A 17,691-nucleotide genomic window follows, 5' to 3' on the forward strand; every position below is an offset into this window, starting at 1 on the left:
CATCCCAACCCGCGCCGCGCGAGGGCGCGTTGTACGTCCCCCCGCACGGACACCGACCCCCGCACCGTAGAACCGATAAACGGACAAAAGGTTCATTTCAGGCGGCGCGGCGCGCAAAAGGGCCCTTAAGCCGGGCAAAGGGAGGGTCGGGGGCGGGTCGAACCGGAGCGGTCAGGCCGGGAGCGTCAGGACGGCGCTGACCCGCTTGCCGACCGGTACGCGCTCCACGCGGAGCTCGGCGAGCGCGCCCACGATCTCGAGTCCGTGTCCGCCGACCCGGGCGGGATCGCGCGGCCGGCGGTACGGGACGGCGGCCCCGCTGTCGTAGACGGTGACGGTGACCTGGCGGGGCGTCCCCTCGAGTTCGAGGACACAGGGGCCCGGGCTGTGCCGGTCCGCGTTGGTGATCAGCTCGCTGACGACGAGCAGGACGTCGCCCGCGGTCACCCGGTCCAGGGCGACGCTCCAGGTCTGCCGCAGCCGGGCCAGGAAGGCCTCGGCGAAAGCGCGCGCCTGCGCGCTGCACCCCGTGCCGCCGGAGTAGTGGGTCGCCCGCCACAGGGGTTCCATGGTCGCCGCGCCGCATCTCGGCGCCGGCACCTCGTCGAATCGTTCCGTCATTCCGCGTCTCTCTCACACCGGGAGGACCTCCGTCGGGGAGGCTTCCGCAGCGTGCTGCTACCCCGGGACGGGCAGGGCAGTCCTGCCGGGGGATGTGACGCGCAGCGCTGTCCTCGCCATCCGCAGTGCGTCCACGGACTCGGCCAGGAGTTCGTACTCGGTGGTGTCGTCCTGGGCGGTGATCCGCACCAGCCGCCCGTCCGCCAGTTCCTCGGCGGCGTGGTCCTGCTGTCCGTCGTCGGCGCACCAGGCGCGCAGCCGGGCCGGCACATCGGGGGCGTCCTCGGCGACCGGCACGAGGGCCCCTTCGGGTAAGTGCGGAAGTCCGGGGCGGGGGTCGAGGCGCTCGGCGATCCAGGACGCCCGGTCCCGTAACCACCACAGGGCGAGCGGCAGGGTCGGGGCGCGGTAGGTGCCGAGCGGGACCCCCACGCGCCGTCCGCCGGAGATTCCGTACGCGGTGACATGGCACAGGAATTCGTCGTGCACGATCTCCCCCATTGCCTGACGTCATTGATCAGTACTTGGTGAGCAATTGACCAGTGATCGAGCGCGGCGGCGGGAACGGCCGGCGATGCGGTTCTCGACGTGCCGTGCCCCGTTGTCGCGGAACGGATTTCAACCATCCCACCTGTTGAGTATCGGCACTCGGGACCCACTGTCACCACAGCTTTCGCGCCAGTCTCCTGCCGAAGTCCGGCCCAGAATTGGCCGAAACCGGCACGGTGGACGACACTGCTCCTCATGCGCTCACACGAGGTTCTCATCGACGGTTACGGAAGAATTCGCGAGGAAGTGCACGCCGTACTGGACGGCATTTCCGTGTCCGATCTTCATGCCCGCCCGACGGCCGAGGCGAATTCCGTCGCCTGGCTGATCTGGCATCTCACCCGGGTGCAGGACGACCACTTGGCGGACGCGGCGGACCGCGACCAGGTGTGGCGGTCGCAGGGCTGGGCCGAGCGCTTCGACCTGCCGCTGCCCGAGGCGGACACGGGGTACGGGCATTCGCCGAAGCAGGTCGGCGAGGTGCGGGTGGAGTCGGCCGACGTGCTGCGCGAGTACTACGACGCGGTGCACGAGCAGACCATGGCCTTCCTGGCCGGACTCGACGACGCGGCGCTCGACCGCATCGTCGACACGCGCTGGGACCCGCCGGTGTCGCTGGCCGTCCGGCTGATCAGCGTGCTGTCGGACGACCTCCAGCACGCCGGGCAGGCGGCCTACGTACGCGGCCTGCTCTGAGTCACCGAGGCGGGCGCCGCACCGCAGGCGCCCGCTCCGGGCCTTCGGGCCCGCTCAGCCGAGCCGCTCCTCCAGCCGGACCGTGACAACGTCGCCCGCCTCCTTGCCGATCGCCCGGCGCAGCTCGGCCTTCACCGGCAGCTTGTGGCGGCCGTCGCCGAGGGCCATGAAGGAGCTGGTGAAGGCGCGGCCGTCGACGGTGCCGCGGACCTTGACCAGGCCCCGGGTACCGAAGAAGGCGGCCGATTCCGGCCACACCACATAAGTCCATCCGCCCGGTTCCGGGCTCTTCTCCAGGACGGCGCTGAACTCCTTGTCCAGCGCCGTTTCGGCGTTCGCGTGCGCGCTCATCGCGGCCTCCGGTGATCGTCTGGGGCCGGTCCGGTGCGGCCCGCCCACCTGTGATGACCGTGCCCCGCCGGAGAACTCATCGCATCCGGCCGGAACGTGAACCCTTGACAACTCGATTGGTCTGGACCAACTTTGGCGCACAGCAGCGGTGGCCACCGTTCACTCCCGTTCCTCACCTCTCCCCCCGGAGGCACCCGTGGACCGTGTACGTCATCGCAGAACCGGCACCCGCCGGAGGCTCGGCGCTCTGCTCGCCGTCACCTCGGCCGCCGCGCTCGGCGTCACGGCGCTCGCCGCGCCGGCCCAGGCCGCCGACGTGAACGTGGCCAAGAACGCCGGCTTCGAGGCCGACCTGAGCGGCTGGACGTGCAGCGCGAACAGCGGCACCGCCGTCACCTCGCCCGTGCACGGCGGCGCCAAGGCCCTCAAGGCGACCCCCTCGGGCCAGGACACCGCCGAGTGCAGCCAGACCGTCGCGGTCAAGCCCAACTCGACGTACCAGATGAGCAGTTGGGTGCAGGGCAGCTATGTGTACCTGGGCGCCCGGGGCACCGGCACCACCGACGTCTCGACCTGGACCCCCGGCGGATCGTCCTGGCAGCAGCTGACGACGGGCTTCACGACCGGCCCGAACACGACCTCGGTCACGATCTACACCCACGGCTGGTACGGGCAGAGCGCCTACTACGCGGACGACATCGACGTGCGCGGCCCGGACGGGGGCGGCGGCACCGACCCCGTCGTGATCCCGGCGGTGCCGGCCGGGCTCACCGCCGGCACGGTGACCGCCTCGTCCGTCGACCTGTCGTGGACGCCGGTCAGCGGCGCCACCAACTACACGGTCTACCGGGACGGCACGAAGGTCGCCTCCGTCGCGGGCGCCGCCACGACCGTCACGGGGCTCGCGGCCGACACCGCGTACAGCTTCCAGGTCAGCGCGTCGAACGCGGCGGGCGAGTCCGCCCGGTCCACGGCGGTGAGCGCGCGCACGGCGAAGTCCGGGGGCGGCGGGGGCGGTGGCGGCACGGTGCCCGCGCACGCGCTGACCGGCTACTGGCAGAACTTCGACAACGGCGCGACGGTGCAGAAGCTCCGTGACGTCTCCGCGCAGTACGACATCATCGCCGTGTCCTTCGCCGACGCGACGACCACGCCGGGGCAGATCACCTTCAACCTGGACCCGGCGGTCGGCTACGCCTCCACAGCGGACTTCAAGGCGGACATCGCGGCGAAGCAGGCCGCGGGCAAGTCCGTGATCCTCTCGGTCGGCGGCGAGAAGGGCAGCATCTCCGTCAACAGCGACGCGTCCGCGACCGCCTTCGCCGACAGCGCGTACGCGCTGATGTCGGAGTACGGCTTCGACGGCGTCGACATCGACCTGGAGAACGGGCTGAACTCGACGTACATGACCAAGGCGCTGCGTCAGCTCGCCGCCAAGGCGGGGTCGAAGTTCGTGCTGACGATGGCGCCGCAGACGATCGACATGCAGTCGACGGCCGGCGAGTACTTCAAGACCGCGCTGAACGTGAAGGACATCCTCACGGTCGTCAACATGCAGTACTACAACAGCGGTTCGATGCTGGGCTGTGACGGCAAGGTCTACAGCCAGGGCACCGTCGACTTCCTCACGGCGCTCGCCTGCATCCAGCTGGAGGGCGGCCTCGACGCCTCGCAGGTCGGGCTCGGCGTCCCGGCGTCCACGCGCGGCGCGGGCAGCGGCTACGTCGCCCCGTCGGTGGTCAACGCGGCCCTCGACTGCCTGGCGCGCGGCACCGGCTGCGGCACGTTCAAGCCGTCGAAGACGTACCCGGGGCTGCGCGGCGCGATGACCTGGTCGACGAACTGGGACGCGACGGCGGGCGGCGCCTGGTCGAGCGCGGTCGGACCGAAGGTGCACGCCCTGCCGTAGTGCGGGCGGGCCGGTCCGCGGTCAGCCGCCCATGAAGAGCATCGTCCCGTCGGGGCCCAGGGCCTCGACGCGGGCGCCGTGCTCGACGGTGCGACTGACCGTGCAGTACTTCTCGTGGGTGAGCCGGATGCCGCGCTCCAGCGCCTCGGCGGCACCGGGCTCGCCCTCGGGCAGCTCGATCTCGTACGAGACGCGGACGGCACCGATCCGGCCGTCGTCCTCGGGGCGGGACACGGACTCGACGACGATGCGCAGCGCGTCGTGCTCGACCGTGCGGGCGGTGCGGTCCACGACCAGGCCGCCGCAGCCGCCGAGGGCGGCGAGCAGCAGTTCGACGGGGGTGAAGGAGGGCTGGGCGCCGGCGGAGTCGGCGGGGGCGATTCGGACCTCGGCGCCCCGGTCGTTGCGGGCGGTCCAGTCGCGTTCGCCGTTGCGGAGGGTCTCGATGCGGTAGTCGGCCATGGCGGAACGGTATCGACGCGGGCCGCCCGGCGCCCCCGGAGCGGAGGCCCGGGAGCGGTCCCGCGGGGTCGGGGAGCCCGCGCGCCCCACACGCGCGGGCTCCCCGGTGGTGCTTCCCCACTCCGCGGCGGCCGGAGCGGGAGCCGGTGTCCGCCGCGGGCCAGAGTCTGCCGCGCGCCGGGCGCGATCACATCCCGGACCCCCGGCTTTCGGCAACCGTCCGTGTTGAATCAGTGGCCGGAAGTGACGTACTCCGGACGCCGGAGGCCGTACGCATGGCGGACATCGAAGTTCGAAATGCGACCACTGGCGCGATCTTGTCGACGCAAGTACGGCCGGATGACGGTGACCCGGCAGCCACGGCGAGATCGCTACGCCTGATCCTCCGTGCTCGGCAGGCGCTCGCCGCAGCGGGAGCAGTACCGCGCCGCCGCGTCGTCGGCCGCGCGGCCGCACTCCGCGCAGACCCGGGGCAGCAGGCACGGCGCCTCGCCACCCTCCGCGGTCACGGCGCCCGGGGCGCGGCGGATCGTCATGCCGGGGCGGCGGCGGTGGGCGGTGAGGTAGACGAGGCCGTCGGGGCCCGCGCTCACGGCTCGCTGTTCGCCGCGCGGGACGAAGGCGAGGACGCCGGGGGCCAACTCCTCGTCGGCGCCCGCCCGGTGGAGCGTTCCGCCTCCGGCGACGACGACGAGGAGTACGTCCAGGTCCGCCTCGACGTGGGCGGTGCCCCGCGCGTCCGGGCGCAGCCGGATCATGTTCGCGTCCAGTTGGCGGGCCGCGCCCTCCAGGCGCCACAGGGCACCGGTCGCGTCCGGGGCGGCGGTGGCCAGTACGTCGGTGAGGGTGACGTGGGCGGCGGGCATTGTTCTCATTCCTCCCGGAGGGTTGACCGGTCGGCAGCCTACGCGGGGGGGCGGGTCCGGTTCCGCGCCGTGACTCCGCGCCGACGTCGCCACCCGACGGCCGGTGGGGCTTCTCGCGCAGTTCCCCGCGCCCCTGAAATGCAGACCCTTCGGGTCACATTTCCCCGATGAAGGCTGAACGGCGAAGCCGTTCACCTTTCGGCACCACCCTCCCCGAGCGACAGGGGTGTCAACTGAAGGTTGACACCCCTGCACTGTCAACCTAAGGTTGCCTCCATGACGAATCCGGTCGGCATGAATCAGCCCGTACGCCTCGACGACCTGATCGAGGCCATCAAGAACGTCCACACCGACGCCCTCGAACAACTCCAGGACGCGGTGCTCGCCGCGGACCACCTCGGTGACATCGCGGACCACCTCATCGGCCACTTCGTCGACCAGGCCCGCCGCTCCGGCGCCTCCTGGACGGAGATCGGCAAGAGCATGGGGGTCACCCGCCAGGCCGCGCAGAAGCGCTTCGTGGCCAAGGGCCCCGAGGGCGATCTCGACCCGCAGCAGGGCTTCAACCGCTACACCCCGCGGGCGCGCAACGTCGTCGTCGCCTCGCAGAACGAGGCGAAGGCCGGCGGCCACGGCTCCATCGGCACGGCCCACCTGCTGCTCGGGCTGCTGCACGAGCCGGACGGGCTCGGCGCCAAGGCGATCCGCGCGCAGGGCGTCCTGCTCGACACCGTGCGGCAGGCGGCGACGGCGTCGCTGCCCGAGGGCGACGGCGACGTCCCCGCGCTCATCCCCTTCGACGCGGACGCCAAGAAGGCGCTGGAGCTGACGTTCCGTGAGGCGCTGCGCCTCGGGCACAACTACGTCGGAACGGAGCACATCCTGCTCGCTCTGCTGGAGCAGGCGAACGGCACGGGCGTGCTCGCCGAACTCGGCATCACCAAGGAGGCGTCCGAGGCCGACATCGCCCAGGCCCTGGAGCAGTACAAGCAGGACGCTCAGGACGCTCAGGAAGGGGCGCAGGGCTGACGGTCCGTCCGGTCCGGCGGCGGCGCCACCGGACCGGACACATCGCCGGGCGTCCGGCTCCCGCCTTCGCCGCGGATGGGAGACTGCTCCCATGACTGACCGCTCTGGAACCCCCGCCCGGCCGGACGACCTCGTGGACCTCGACGAGCTGATCGACGCCTATTACACGAGGGAGCCCGACGTCACGCGCCCCGAGCAGCGTGTCGTCTTCGGCACGAGTGGCCATCGCGGCTCCAGCCTCGACGGCGCCTTCAACGAGAAGCACATCGCCGCGATCACCCAGGCCATCGTCGAGCACCGCACGGCCGAGGGCATCACGGGCCCCCTGTTCATCGGCCCGGACACGCACGCCCTGTCCCGGCCCGCGCTCAAGACCGCCCTCGGCGTGCTGAGCGCGCACGGGGTACGAATCCTGGCGGACGCCCACGACGGCTTCGTGCCGACGCCCGCGCTGAGCCACGCGATCCTGCGCTGGAACGCGACGGGGCCGGCCGACCGCGCCGACGGCATCGTGATCACGCCGAGCCACAACCCGCCGCGCGACGGCGGCTTCAAGTACAACCCCCCGAACGGCGGTCCGGCCGACTCGACGACCACCTCGTGGATCGCGAACCGCGCCAACGAGCTGCTGGAGGACCCCGCGTGGTCCCCGCGCTCGGACGCCGAGCCCGCCTGGGAGCCGTACGACTTCCGTGAGCACTACGTCGCGGACCTGAAGAACATCGTGGACGTGGAGGCGATCCGGGCGGCCCGGGTGCGCGTGGGCGCCGATCCGCTGGGCGGGGCGAGCGTCGACTACTGGGCGCGGATCGCCGAGATGTACGGGCTCGACCTCACGGTGGTGAACCCGGAGGTCGATCCGACGTGGCGGTTCATGACGCTGGACTGGGACGGCAAGATCCGGATGGACCCGTCCTCCGCGCCCGCGATGGCCTCGGTCCTCGCGCGGCGGGACGACTACGACCTGCTGACCGGCAACGACGCGGACGCCGACCGGCACGGCATCGTCACCCCGGACGCGGGTCTGATGAACCCGAACCACTATCTGGCCGTAGCCATCCACTACCTGTTCACGCACCGGCCCGACTGGTCGGCGTCGGCGGCCGTCGGCAAGACGCTGGTCTCCAGCGCCGTCATCGACCGGATCGCCGCCTCGCTGGGGCGTGAACTGGTGGAGGTGCCGGTCGGGTTCAAGTGGTTCGTGCCCGGACTGGTCGACGGGTCGGTCGCGTTCGGCGGCGAGGAGAGCGCGGGCGCGAGCTTCGTGCGTACGGACGGCACCGTCTGGACCACCGACAAGGACGGCATCCTGCTGGCCCTGCTCGCCGCCGAGATCACCGCCGTCACCGGCAGGACTCCGTCGGTGTACTACGCGGAACTCGCCGCCGAGCACGGGGCGTCCGGCGCCGCGTACGCCCGGATCGACGCCAAGGCGACCAAGGAGCAGAAGGCCCGCCTGGCGAAGCTCACGGGGGACGCGATCACCGCGGACACCCTCGCGGGCGAGCCGATCACGGCCCGGCTGTCCGAGGCGCCGGGCAACGGCGCGGCGATCGGCGGCGTGAAGGTGACCACGGAGAACGCGTGGTTCGCGGCCCGGCCCAGCGGCACGGAGGACGTGTACAAGATCTACGCCGAGTCCTTCCGCGGGGCCGAGCACCTCGCCCAGGTGCAGGCCGAGGCGCAGGCCATCGTGGACGCGGCGCTGGCGTAGGTCAGGCGCGGGCGGTCTCCGGCAGGCCGGGGACGTCCGCGACGCTGTCCAGGACGTGGGAGTGCGGGTGGGCCTCGAGCTGCTCACGGGTCAGCTGACCGGTGAGCACGCCCACCACGACCCCGGCGCCCGCGTTCGTCCCCGCCTCCAGGTCGACCGCGGTGTCCCCGGCGACGAGCACCCGGCGCACGTCGACGACGCCGGTCTTCTCCATGGCGCGGTGGATCATGTACGGGGCCGGACGGCCGCGGACCACCTCGTCGGAGGTCACGACGGCGTCGAGGTTGCCGCCCTCGCCGGTGGCCCAGCCGAGCGACTCCAGCAGCGGCAGGGCCACGTCGTCGCTGAAGCCCGTGGTGAGCGCGACCTTGACGCCGCGGGCGCGCAGTTCGGCGAGCGCCTTGTCGGCCTGGGCGATCGGCTCCGGCGGCGTCTTCGCGTAGGCCTCGCGCAGGCAGGCGCGGAACACCTCGTACTGGCGCTCCACGAGCGCGGCGTCGGGCGTGCCGCCGCCGATGCGGACGAGCGCGGCGATGGCCTCGCGCTTGTCGGTGCCCATCCAGGTCTGCAGGTCGCTCGCGGCGACGGACGCTCCGGTCGTCTCGACGGCGTGGCGCAGCGCCTCGTACACGGCGCCGTGCTCCTCGACGGTGGTGCCGGCCATGTCGAAGACGGCGAGCTCGATCGCGGGGGCGGGGGTCTGGGCGGTCACTCGTTTTCCTCACTCGTGGTTCGGTGCGGTGCGGTGTCGGAGGGGTCGCGTCCGGCGACGGTGCGGCCCCCGACGGTGTTCTCGACGGTGAAGGTGGCCATGGCGGGCAGGTAGCGGTCGTCGGCGTACTCGACCGGTGTGCCGTCGCGGGTGTGGGCGAGCCGGCGGACGCGCAGCAGTGGCTGTCCGGCCTCGACGCCGAGGAGTTCGGCGTCCTCGGGTCCGGCCGCGATGGCGTCGATGGTGTGCCGGGCGTGGTGCAGGTCGACACCGCGCGAGGTCAGGGCCTCGTAGACGGATCCGGCGTCCGGGTCGACGGCGAACAGGTGCAGTCCGGCGTCGAGGACGAACGTGGAGCGCTCGATCATGGCGGGCACGCCGTCGAGGTGCCGGACCCGGACCAGGTCGACGACGGGCGCGCCCTCGTCGAGACCGAGCCGGCCCGCGACGTCGGGCAGGGCGCGGCGGCGGGCCACCTCGACGGTGTACTGCCCGGGGGTGCGCCCGATGGAGTGCGCCCACTGCGTGAACGACATGAGGGACGCGAACGGCTGCGAGGGCGCGATCCTGCGGGCCACCGGCGGGCGGCCGCGGCCGCCCACGAGATGGCCCTCCCCGCGCAGCTGCGCCAGCGCCTGGCGGACCGGTCCGCGCGAGGTGCCGAACTCCTCACAGAGCTGCGCCTCGGTGGGCACGGGCTGTCCCTCGGGCCACTCCCCCGACGCGATCCGCCGCCGGAACTCGGCCCCGAGCCGCTGGTGCAGCGGCCCGTCATCACTTGTCTTCACAACTCGAAGTCTGGCAGCCCGGCGGCCGGCGAATCAAGGTGGGTCCTGGCAGCCTTCCGGTAAACAGTCGGGAAACTTGTATAGACAACACTTGCCCGGGGTGCCGATCGGTCCGCAGGGTGGTCGGCATGAGCATCGCAACCGCACCCACACCCGCCCGCTCCTCCCTGCCGGGCACCCGCGCCGATCTCGTGGTCGTCGGCGCGGGCATCGTCGGTCTCGCCCACGCCGTCGAAGCGGTCCGGCGCGGACTGAGCGTCACGATCGTCGAGCGGGACCTGCGGCCGGTCGGCGCGTCCGTCCGCAACTTCGGGCACTGCTGCGTCACGGCCCAGCGCGGCGAGCTGCTCGACCTGGCACGGCGCTCGCGGACCGGATGGCTGGACGCCGCCGCGAAGGCGGGACTCTGGGCCCCGGAGGCGGGCGCGCTCGTCGTGGCCAGGTCGGCCACCGAGCTGGCCGTGCTGGAGGAACTGCGCGACGAGCGGGGCACGGACGCGGTCCGCATGCGCACCCGCGACGAGGTGGCGGACACGCTCGGCCGCGCCGCGGACGGGCGCGACGACCTGGCCGGCGGCGCCATGCTCCCCGCCGACCTGCGGGTCAACCCGCGGGAGGCGGCGCCGAAGCTCGCCGCGTGGCTCGCCGCGCAGCCCGGGGTGCACCTGGCCTGGGGCACGAACGTCGTCGGCGTCGAGAGCGGCACCGTCCACACCAGCCGGGGCCCGGTGCACGGCGACCAGATCCTGCTCTGCGTCGGCCACGACCTGGACCGGCTGCGCCCGGCCGAGGCGGAGGCCCACGGCATCCAGCGCTGCCGCCTGTCGATGGCCCGCATCGCCGCGCCGGCCGGCTTCCGCAGCGACGCGGCGGTGCTCACCGCGACCTCGATGCTGCGCTACGACGGCTTCACCGCGATGCCGTCCGCGGCCGCGCTGCGGGAGGAAGTGAGCGGGCACAGCGCGGAGTTGCTGGGCATCGGCGCCAACGTGATGTTCACGCGGCTGCCCGACGGCACGGTCCTGGTCGGCGACTCGCACGCGTACGACACGACGGAGATCCCCTTCCAGGAGGAGGCCACGAGCCGTCTGCTGCTGCGCGAGGCGGCCCGGGTCCTCGGCGTCGGTCCCGGCGAGGTGCGGGTGACCGAGCGCTGGCAGGGCGTCTACGCGAGCAGTCCGCGCGGTCCGCTGCTGGTCCGCGATCTCGCCCCGGGCGTAAGGGCGCTGACGGTGACGTCCGGGATCGGCATGACGCTGTCGTTCGGCCTCGCGGCGGCGACCTTCGACGGGGCACTGCGAACAACTGTGTGACCGGCGTGACGGGCGGGTTAGGATCGACACAGCATCGCGTGCCGGTCACCGTCCGGGTGAGGCATGGAGGTGCCGGAGTTGCCTTCTGGAGGCAATCCATCGTGGCAGTTCAGCTCAATCACACCATCGTCCACTCCCGGGACAACCGGGAGTCCGCCGAGTTCCTGGCGGGCATTCTCGGGCTCACCGCCGGGGACACATGGGGGCCCTTCGTCCCGCTCGAACTGAGCAACGGCGTGACCCTCGACTTCGCGACGATCCCGGCCGACTCGATCGTCGCCCAGCACTACGCCTTCCTCGTCACCGAGGAGGAGTTCGACGCGATCTTCGGGCGGATCCGGGAGGCCGGGCTCACGTACTACGCCGATCCGCGTCTGAAGCGGCCCGGCGAGATCAACCACAACGACGGGGGCCGCGGGCTCTACTTCCTGGACCCGGCCGGCCACGGCATGGAAGTCATCACGCGCCCCTACGGCGGGTTCTGAGCGAAGGCCGGGCCGCACCCCTCGGGGTGCGGCCCGTGCCGTGCGCGGGTCAGTCCTGGAGCACGCCGAACACGTTCCCGTCCGCGTCCTTGAGCTTCGCCACCCGCCGGGTGCCGCCCACCTCGGTGACGTCCTGGACGACCTCCGCGCCCCGGGCGACCAGGGACTCCACCGCCTTGGTGATGTCGTCCACGGTCCAGAAGCCGACCGGTGCGGTCATGCCGCTCTTGTGCCCGTTGGGGTCGAGTCCGAAATGCTGTCCGGCGACCTCGAAGCCCACGTAGTACGGCTCGTCGACGGCGGGCTGCACACCGAGGAGTTCCGTGTAGAGGGCCTTGGCCGCGTCGAGATCCCGTACGGGCGTGATGACGGTCTTCTGACCGGTGGTCATGGAACGCTCCTTCGTGCCGTGCTGTCAGCTGAAGTCCGTCATGTGGAGCACGAGGAACACCGTGCCCACGACCAGTGAGGCCGCACCCAGCAACCCCAGCGCCAGTGCCGTACGGCGTGCCGGGCGGCAGGCCAGTTCGGCGTCCTCCTGGCGGACCGAGGCCGAACAGGGCAGCACCGCGAGACCGTAGGTCACCAGTCCGGCCGTGCCGACCGTGAGGCCGAGTCCGAGCCATGTCACACCTGCGGACATAAGGGACATGTCTAAGATTCTGGGCCCGCCTCGGCGATCTCGCACTTCCGCCACATGCGTTACCCGGGCACCACCGGTACAACGGGAGGGACAGCACCGTCCCGCGGCCGGAGGAGGTCCATGCCGCTCACCCGGGAACAGCGCGAGGAGTTCCTCGCCGGGACGCACCCCGCGTGCCTCGCGGTCGACGCCCGCGACGGACGCGGACCGCTCAACGTCCCGATCTGGTACGCCTACCGGCCGGGCGGCGGCCCGTTCACCGCCGTCACCGCCAGCGACAGCCGCAAGGCACGCCTGCTGGCCGCCGCGGGCCGCGCGACCCTGCTCGTGCAGCGCGTCGAGCCCACGTTCCGTTACGTGTCGGCCGAGGGCCCGGTGCGACTGCGTACGGCGAGCGCCGAGGACATCGCGGCGGTCGTGGGCCGCTATCTGGCCCCGGACGTGGTGGCGACGTACACCGACAACGCGCTGCGCCGCTCCGGGCCCGAGGGTGTGGCTCTGGTGGAACTGCTGCCGGAGCACTGGCTGAGCGCGGACATCGGGGCGAGCCCCACCCATCCGCCCTCCTGATCCAGGCGAAAGACCCTGGGCCCCGGGCCGGCCTCTCCACGCCCCGGTTCCCGGTCTCGATAGGCTCGCTCTCCACGTCCTTCCTGGTCACGGAGCCGCCATGTCCCGCCCCCACGTGCTGCTGTCCGCCGCCGTCTCGCTCGACGGCTGTCTCGACGACACCGGCCCGGAGCGGCTGCTGCTGTCCGGACCCGAGGACTTCGACCGGGTCGACGCCCTGCGCGCGGCGAGCGACGCGGTGCTCGTCGGGGCGGGCACCCTGCGCGCCGACCGGCCCCGACTGCTCGTCAACTCGGAGCTGCGGCGCGCCCGGCGGGTCGAGGAGGGTCGCCCCGCATTCCCCCTCAAGGTGACGGTGAGCGCGTCGGGCGCGTTCGACCCGGCGGACCCCTTCTGGACGACGGGCGGCGACCGGCTCGTCTACACGACGGACAAGGGCGCCGGGCCGGCGCGGGACCGGCTCGGGGCCGCCGCCGAGGTCGTGGCGCTCGGCCCGGCCGTCGACTGGGCGGCGCTCCTCGACGACCTGGGCGGGCGGGGGGTGCGGCGGCTCATGGTCGAGGGCGGGGCGCGGGTGCACACACAGCTGCTGCGGCTCGGCCTCGCGGACGAGCTGCGGCTGGCCGTGGCGCCGACCGTCGTGGGCGAGCCGGACGCGCCGCGCCTGTTCGGGCCCGGCGCCTACCCGGGCGGGCCGCGCAGCCGGATGCGGGTGCTCGGCACCGAGCAGGTCGGGGACGTGATCGTGACCCGGTACGCGCCGACGGTCCCCGGGACGGCGGCGCGGGCGACCCCGGCGGACCGGCACTGGCTGCGGATCGCCTGCGACCTGGCGACGCTGTGCCCGCCGTCCCGGACGGCCTTCAGCGTGGGCGCGGTGGTCGTGGCGGCGGACGGCACCGAGCTGGCCCGCGGCTACTCGCGCGAGGGCGGCGATCCGACCGTGCACGCGGAGGAGGCGGCGCTCGCCAAGCTGGGCTCCGACGAGCCGCGCCTGGCCGGGGCCACCGTGTACAGCAGCCTGGAACCCTGCGCCCGGCGGGCCTCACGGCCCAAGCCCTGCGCCCGGTTGATCGTGGAGGCCGGTGCGGGCCGGGTGGTGACGGCGTGGCGCGAGCCGGACACGTTCGTGCCGGGCGCGGACGGCATCGGGGTGCTCGCCGCCGCCGGCATCGCGGTCGCGGAGGTGCCCGAGCTCGCCGAGGCCGCCATGATCCCCAACAATCACCTGGTCAACCCGGGTACACATAAGTAACAAATAAGTGCAGAATGGATATGCGCGGCTCTGCCGTCCCGATGGTCGGCCCCACCGCGCGACGCGGTCGGACTCGGTGAAAGAGGAGTCGATTTCCATGGCCGACGTTTCCCATCACAGGGGCGATCTCTCGAGTCACCCCGACGTACACGAAATGCGGGACCGGTACGCACGCATGCTCGGTGGCCGCCAAAGCGCGCTCGTGGACGGGCCGGTGTTCCTGCTCGGCCTCTACTGCGCCATCTCCCCCTGGGTCGTGCACTTCACCGCCAACCAGCCCGTCCTCGCCTCGCACAACCTCGTCATGGGGATCGCGATCGCGCTGCTGGGCCTCGGCTTCACGGTCGCACCTGCCCGGATGTCCGGCCTCAGCGCGGCCATCTGCGCGATGGGCGTCTGGATGATCATCTCTCCCTGGGTCGTGGGTGACAGCCCCGACCGCGGCGTGATCATCAACAACGTCATCATCGGCGGCCTCGCGGTGCTGCTGGGCCTGGCGTGTGTCGGCGTCGCGATGAAGAGCGGTCGCGACACCACGGCGTAGGCCCGCGGGCGGGCGAACCAGGACACGTACCCGGTCGACACCCACGCATCCATCCCCACACTGATCCGTCCCCCACGGATCACACCCACAGATCACAGTCGGTGACCACAACCGGTGATCGCAGCGAATGATCACAGCCGGTGGTCCCCGCTGGTGATCACCCGCACGGATCTCTCTCACGGATCCCTTTCACGGACGGAGAACCCGCGGCGGAGGCCCGGAGGGCACGACCCTCCGGGCCTCCGCCGTACTCGCCCCACGGCCCCGCACCCCGCTCTAGGCTGACCGCATGGTGACCGAGGACCCCCACAAAACCTGGGAGGCGGACGCTCCCGGCGTGCTGCGGCTGCCGTCCGGGCGGCTCGTGCGCGGACGCGGCCTGCGCCACGCACTCCCCGCGGGCCCCCTGCCCGCGTACGGCGTCTATCTGCTCGGCGCGCCGCCCGAGCCCGTGGACTGGGCGTCCGACTGGCTGCGGTGGCCCGACTTCCGCCTCCCCGCCGATCCGGCCCGCACCCGCACCGTGCTCACCGACGTGCTGCGCCGCTGCTCCGGAGAGCGCGTCGAGCTCGCCTGCCTGGGCGGGCGCGGCAGGACCGGCACGGCGCTCGCCTGTCTGGCGGTCCTGGACGGCGTGCCCGCGGACGAGGCCGTCGCGTACGTGCGCCGGCACTACGACCCCCGGGCGGTGGAGACGCCCTGGCAGAAGCGGTACGTACGGAAGTTCGGCACCGCGCGAAAATGACTTGCGCCCCTCCCCCGCCCTTCGGGCACCATGGGCCGGTCACCGACCCCGCATGATCTGGAGCACCCGAATGCGCCGATTCCTCGAAGCAGTTCAGCGCCCCCGCCGGACGAACACTTTCGAGGACTCGACCTTCCATGCAGCCCCAGCAACTCCGCTCCACCCTGAACATCGGGATCGTCGCCCACGTCGACGCCGGTAAGACCAGCCTCACCGAGCGGCTCCTGTTCGACACGGGCACCATCGACCGGCTCGGCAGCGTCGACGCCGGGGACACCCGCACCGACACCGGCGCCATCGAGCGGCAGCGCGGCATCACGATCCGCTCCGCCGTCGCGTCGTTCACCGTCGGCGACACCCGGATCAATCTCATCGACACCCCGGGACACAGCGACTTCATCGCCGAGGTCGAGCGCGCGCTCGACGTGCTCGACGGGGCCGTCCTGCTCGTCTCCGCCGTGGAGGGCGTGCAGTCCCAGACCCGCCTGCTCCTCAGGACTCTGCGGCGGCTCGGCCTGCCCACGCTGATCTTCGTCAACAAGGTCGACCGGGCCGGGGCGCGGATCGCCCCGCTGCTCGACGACATCCGGCGCCGTCTCACGCCGCACGTGGTGCCGCTGGCGGACGTGCGCGCGGAGGGGACGCCGGGCGCCCGCGTCGTGCCGCGCCCGCTCGACGACCCTGCGGTGCGGGAGGCCGCCGCGCTGACGCTCGCCGAGGTCGACGACGCCCTGCTCGCCGCACTCGTCGACGGACCCGCGCCGAGCACCGGGACGGTCCGCCGGACCCTCGTGAGGCGCACGGCGCAGGGTCTGGTCCATCCCCTCCTCCTCGGCTCCGCGCTCGGCGGGCAGGGTGTCGGTCAACTGCTCGACGCGGTACGGGAGTTCCTTCCGCCCGCGCCGGTCGCGGAACCCTGCGACGGCCCCTCGGGCACCGTGTTCGCCGTGCACCGGGGGTCCGCCGGCGAGCGGATCGCGCATCTGCGGATGTACGAGGGCGAGGTGCGGGCCCGCCAGGACGTGACGCTGCTGCGCAGCGACGCCGACGGGGGTACCGAGCGCCGGCCGGGACGGATCACCGGACTGCGGGTCGTCGGGGCGCCCTCCGGTGACGGCGTCGAAGTGGCCGGGCCGGGGCAGATCGCCGAGGTGCGCGGGCTGCACAGGGTCCGGGTCGGGGACCGGCTCGGGGCGCCGCGGGCCGGGCGGGTGCGCTTCGCTCCGCCGACGCTCGAATCGGTCGTGCGGGCGGTCCGGCCCGGTCAGGGCGCGGCACTGCGGGCCGCACTGCTCGATCTGGCCGACCAGGATCCGCTGATCCACGCGCGGGCCGCCGAGGACGGCGCGACCGCGCTGCTCCTGTACGGGGAGGTGCAGAAGGAGGTCCTCGCGGCCACCCTGGCGCAGGAGTTCGGCATCGAGACGGTCTTCGAACCCAGCCGGATCCGCTGCGTGGAGCGGCCCCTCGGGGTCGGTACGGCCGTCGAGGAGATGGGCCCGCACAGCGCGACGAGGCTGCCCGCGACGGTCGGGCTGCGGGTCTCGCCGGGGCCGCGGGGCTCCGGGCGCGTCTTCTCGTACGACACGGAACTGGGCGCGCTCCCCCGCGCCTTCCATCAGGCGATCGCCGACACGGTGGAGAGCGTGCTGGCGGAGCGGGGCGGGCCGCACGGCTGGCCGGTGACGGACTGCCGGGTCACCTTGACGCACTCGGGCTTCAACTCGGTGCAGAGTGTCGCCGGGGACTTCCGGGTGGTCACGGAGCTGGTGGTGCGGCGGGCTTTGGAGCGGGCCGGGGCCGGGGTCTTCGAGCCGGTGCACACCTTCGAGGTGGAGGTGCCGCTGGACGCGCTGGCCCCGGTGACCGGAGTACTGGCCGCAGCCGGAGCCTCGTTCCGGGAGACCGTCGGAGGGCAGGAGTCCTGGGTCGTCCGGGGCGAGATCGTGGCTCGGCACGTACGGGAGGTCGAGGTGGCCCTGCCCGGGCTGACGCGGGGCGAGGGCGTGTGGTGGTCCCGCGTCTCGGGAGACCGTGCCGTCGAGGCCCACATCGCGGGCGCGGGCCCCGGCCTCCCGGCCCGGACACCGGCGGCGCCGTGACGGGTCGGCGGGGTGGGGAGGCGCGGTGCGCTCGCCTCTGAGGGGTCCCGGGCATCGGAGCCCTCGGAGGCGAGCGTGCGGACTCCGGCCTCCCCGCCCGAGGGCCCGCCACACGGTGACCGGCGGGGTGGCGCCGTGCCCTGGTCGCGCCGCTTAGGTGGACCAGGGCATGGACACCCGCATCGCGGTGGCGGACCCCGGCCACCCGGCCAGAACTTCGGGCGCGCCCTGCCCCCAGAGGTGACAGGGTCCGGTGGCCCCGCCCATGGTTGGGACCACCAGGCATCGGCGTCCGCGTGCCCGGTGCCGGCCGGCCAGAACATCGGCCGTGCCACGC

Annotated in this window: 20 protein-coding genes; 11 read left to right on the forward strand and 9 right to left on the reverse strand. The window is 72.8% G+C overall.

Annotation, left to right across the window (positions count from 1 at the left end):
- Window positions 1-171: 171 nt before the first annotated feature.
- Together IAG42_RS01860 and IAG42_RS01865 are read right to left on the reverse strand one after the other, a co-directional pair.
- Window positions 172-621 (reverse strand): ATP-binding protein, encoded by a 450-nt coding sequence (locus IAG42_RS01860; protein WP_223205812.1) that lies wholly within the window; start codon window positions 619-621, stop codon window positions 172-174.
- A gap of 57 nt (window positions 622-678) precedes the next feature.
- A complete protein-coding gene (locus tag IAG42_RS01865; RefSeq protein ID WP_188335237.1) occupies window positions 679-1,110 on the reverse strand; it encodes a hypothetical protein in 432 nt (143 codons plus the stop codon).
- Window positions 1,111-1,365: 255 nt separating this feature from the next.
- Between IAG42_RS01865 and IAG42_RS01870 the strand changes: the two genes are divergently transcribed.
- On the forward strand, window positions 1,366-1,866 hold the full coding sequence (locus tag IAG42_RS01870; RefSeq protein WP_188335238.1) for a mycothiol transferase: 501 nt from the start codon (window positions 1,366-1,368) through the stop codon (window positions 1,864-1,866).
- A gap of 54 nt (window positions 1,867-1,920) precedes the next feature.
- On the opposite strand, the gene IAG42_RS01875 is transcribed toward IAG42_RS01870, so the two are convergent.
- Window positions 1,921-2,217 carry a DUF1905 domain-containing protein gene (locus tag IAG42_RS01875; protein WP_188335239.1) on the reverse strand — a complete coding sequence of 99 codons (297 nt, stop codon included), beginning with the start codon at window positions 2,215-2,217 and terminating at the stop codon, window positions 1,921-1,923.
- Window positions 2,218-2,413: 196 nt separating this feature from the next.
- Between IAG42_RS01875 and IAG42_RS01880 the strand changes: the two genes are divergently transcribed.
- A complete protein-coding gene (locus tag IAG42_RS01880; RefSeq protein ID WP_188335240.1) occupies window positions 2,414-4,126 on the forward strand; it encodes a chitinase in 1,713 nt (570 codons plus the stop codon).
- A 21-nt stretch (window positions 4,127-4,147) separates the two neighbouring features.
- Here IAG42_RS01880 and IAG42_RS01885 read toward each other — a convergent pair whose 3' ends face one another.
- Window positions 4,148-4,588 (reverse strand): OsmC family protein, encoded by a 441-nt coding sequence (locus IAG42_RS01885; RefSeq protein WP_188335241.1) that lies wholly within the window; start codon window positions 4,586-4,588, stop codon window positions 4,148-4,150.
- Between the two features lie 371 nt (window positions 4,589-4,959).
- Window positions 4,960-5,463: a cupin domain-containing protein gene (locus IAG42_RS01890; protein WP_394811178.1), complete on the reverse strand. Its 504-nt coding sequence runs from the start codon at window positions 5,461-5,463 to the stop codon at window positions 4,960-4,962.
- A gap of 267 nt (window positions 5,464-5,730) precedes the next feature.
- On the opposite strand from IAG42_RS01890, the gene IAG42_RS01895 reads away from it, so the two are divergent.
- Complete coding sequence (locus tag IAG42_RS01895; RefSeq protein ID WP_188335243.1) at window positions 5,731-6,483, forward strand: Clp protease N-terminal domain-containing protein; 753 nt, start codon at window positions 5,731-5,733, stop codon at window positions 6,481-6,483.
- Window positions 6,484-6,574: 91 nt separating this feature from the next.
- Window positions 6,575-8,197 carry a phosphoglucomutase (alpha-D-glucose-1,6-bisphosphate-dependent) gene (pgm, locus tag IAG42_RS01900; RefSeq protein ID WP_188335244.1) on the forward strand — a complete coding sequence of 541 codons (1,623 nt, stop codon included), beginning with the start codon at window positions 6,575-6,577 and terminating at the stop codon, window positions 8,195-8,197.
- Between the two features lies 1 nt (window position 8,198).
- Here pgm and IAG42_RS01905 read toward each other — a convergent pair whose 3' ends face one another.
- Window positions 8,199-8,909, reverse strand: a complete 711-nt coding sequence (locus tag IAG42_RS01905; RefSeq protein WP_223205813.1) for a phosphonatase-like hydrolase — start codon at window positions 8,907-8,909, stop codon at window positions 8,199-8,201.
- A complete protein-coding gene (locus IAG42_RS01910) occupies window positions 8,906-9,697 on the reverse strand; it encodes a GntR family transcriptional regulator (protein WP_188335245.1) in 792 nt (263 codons plus the stop codon). The genes IAG42_RS01905 and IAG42_RS01910 overlap by 4 nt, the downstream gene beginning before the upstream one ends.
- Before the next feature lie 128 nt (window positions 9,698-9,825).
- Between IAG42_RS01910 and IAG42_RS01915 the strand changes: the two genes are divergently transcribed.
- Both IAG42_RS01915 and IAG42_RS01920 read left to right on the forward strand, forming a co-directional pair.
- On the forward strand, window positions 9,826-11,010 hold the full coding sequence (locus IAG42_RS01915; protein WP_188335246.1) for a TIGR03364 family FAD-dependent oxidoreductase: 1,185 nt from the start codon (window positions 9,826-9,828) through the stop codon (window positions 11,008-11,010).
- 101 nt (window positions 11,011-11,111) lie between these two features.
- Window positions 11,112-11,495, forward strand: coding sequence for a VOC family protein (locus IAG42_RS01920; protein ID WP_188335247.1), 384 nt, complete (start codon window positions 11,112-11,114; stop codon window positions 11,493-11,495).
- Window positions 11,496-11,544: 49 nt separating this feature from the next.
- Here the strand turns inward: IAG42_RS01920 and IAG42_RS01925 are convergent, their stop codons facing one another.
- The gene (locus tag IAG42_RS01925; protein ID WP_188335248.1) at window positions 11,545-11,886 is read right to left on the reverse strand and encodes a VOC family protein; all 342 of its coding nucleotides are present in this window, start codon (window positions 11,884-11,886) and stop codon (window positions 11,545-11,547) included.
- Between the two features lie 24 nt (window positions 11,887-11,910).
- Window positions 11,911-12,147 carry a hypothetical protein gene (locus IAG42_RS01930; protein ID WP_188335249.1) on the reverse strand — a complete coding sequence of 79 codons (237 nt, stop codon included), beginning with the start codon at window positions 12,145-12,147 and terminating at the stop codon, window positions 11,911-11,913.
- A 111-nt stretch (window positions 12,148-12,258) separates the two neighbouring features.
- Between IAG42_RS01930 and IAG42_RS01935 the strand changes: the two genes are divergently transcribed.
- From IAG42_RS01935 to otr(A), 5 genes are all read left to right on the forward strand, one after another.
- Window positions 12,259-12,708, forward strand: a complete 450-nt coding sequence (locus IAG42_RS01935) for a pyridoxamine 5'-phosphate oxidase family protein (protein WP_188335250.1) — start codon at window positions 12,259-12,261, stop codon at window positions 12,706-12,708.
- 100 nt (window positions 12,709-12,808) lie between these two features.
- Complete coding sequence (locus IAG42_RS01940; RefSeq protein WP_188335251.1) at window positions 12,809-13,963, forward strand: dihydrofolate reductase family protein; 1,155 nt, start codon at window positions 12,809-12,811, stop codon at window positions 13,961-13,963.
- Window positions 13,964-14,060: 97 nt separating this feature from the next.
- Window positions 14,061-14,507 carry an SPW repeat protein gene (locus tag IAG42_RS01945; protein WP_188335252.1) on the forward strand — a complete coding sequence of 149 codons (447 nt, stop codon included), beginning with the start codon at window positions 14,061-14,063 and terminating at the stop codon, window positions 14,505-14,507.
- A 289-nt stretch (window positions 14,508-14,796) separates the two neighbouring features.
- Window positions 14,797-15,252 (forward strand): protein-tyrosine phosphatase family protein, encoded by a 456-nt coding sequence (locus tag IAG42_RS01950; protein ID WP_188335253.1) that lies wholly within the window; start codon window positions 14,797-14,799, stop codon window positions 15,250-15,252.
- Between the two features lie 137 nt (window positions 15,253-15,389).
- Window positions 15,390-17,354, forward strand: a complete 1,965-nt coding sequence (gene otr(A), locus IAG42_RS01955; RefSeq protein ID WP_188335254.1) for a tetracycline resistance ribosomal protection protein Otr(A) — start codon at window positions 15,390-15,392, stop codon at window positions 17,352-17,354.
- Window positions 17,355-17,691 lie beyond the last annotated feature (337 nt).

This window comes from Streptomyces xanthii, from assembly GCF_014621695.1.
Taxonomy (GTDB): Bacteria; Actinomycetota; Actinomycetes; order Streptomycetales; family Streptomycetaceae; genus Streptomyces; species Streptomyces xanthii.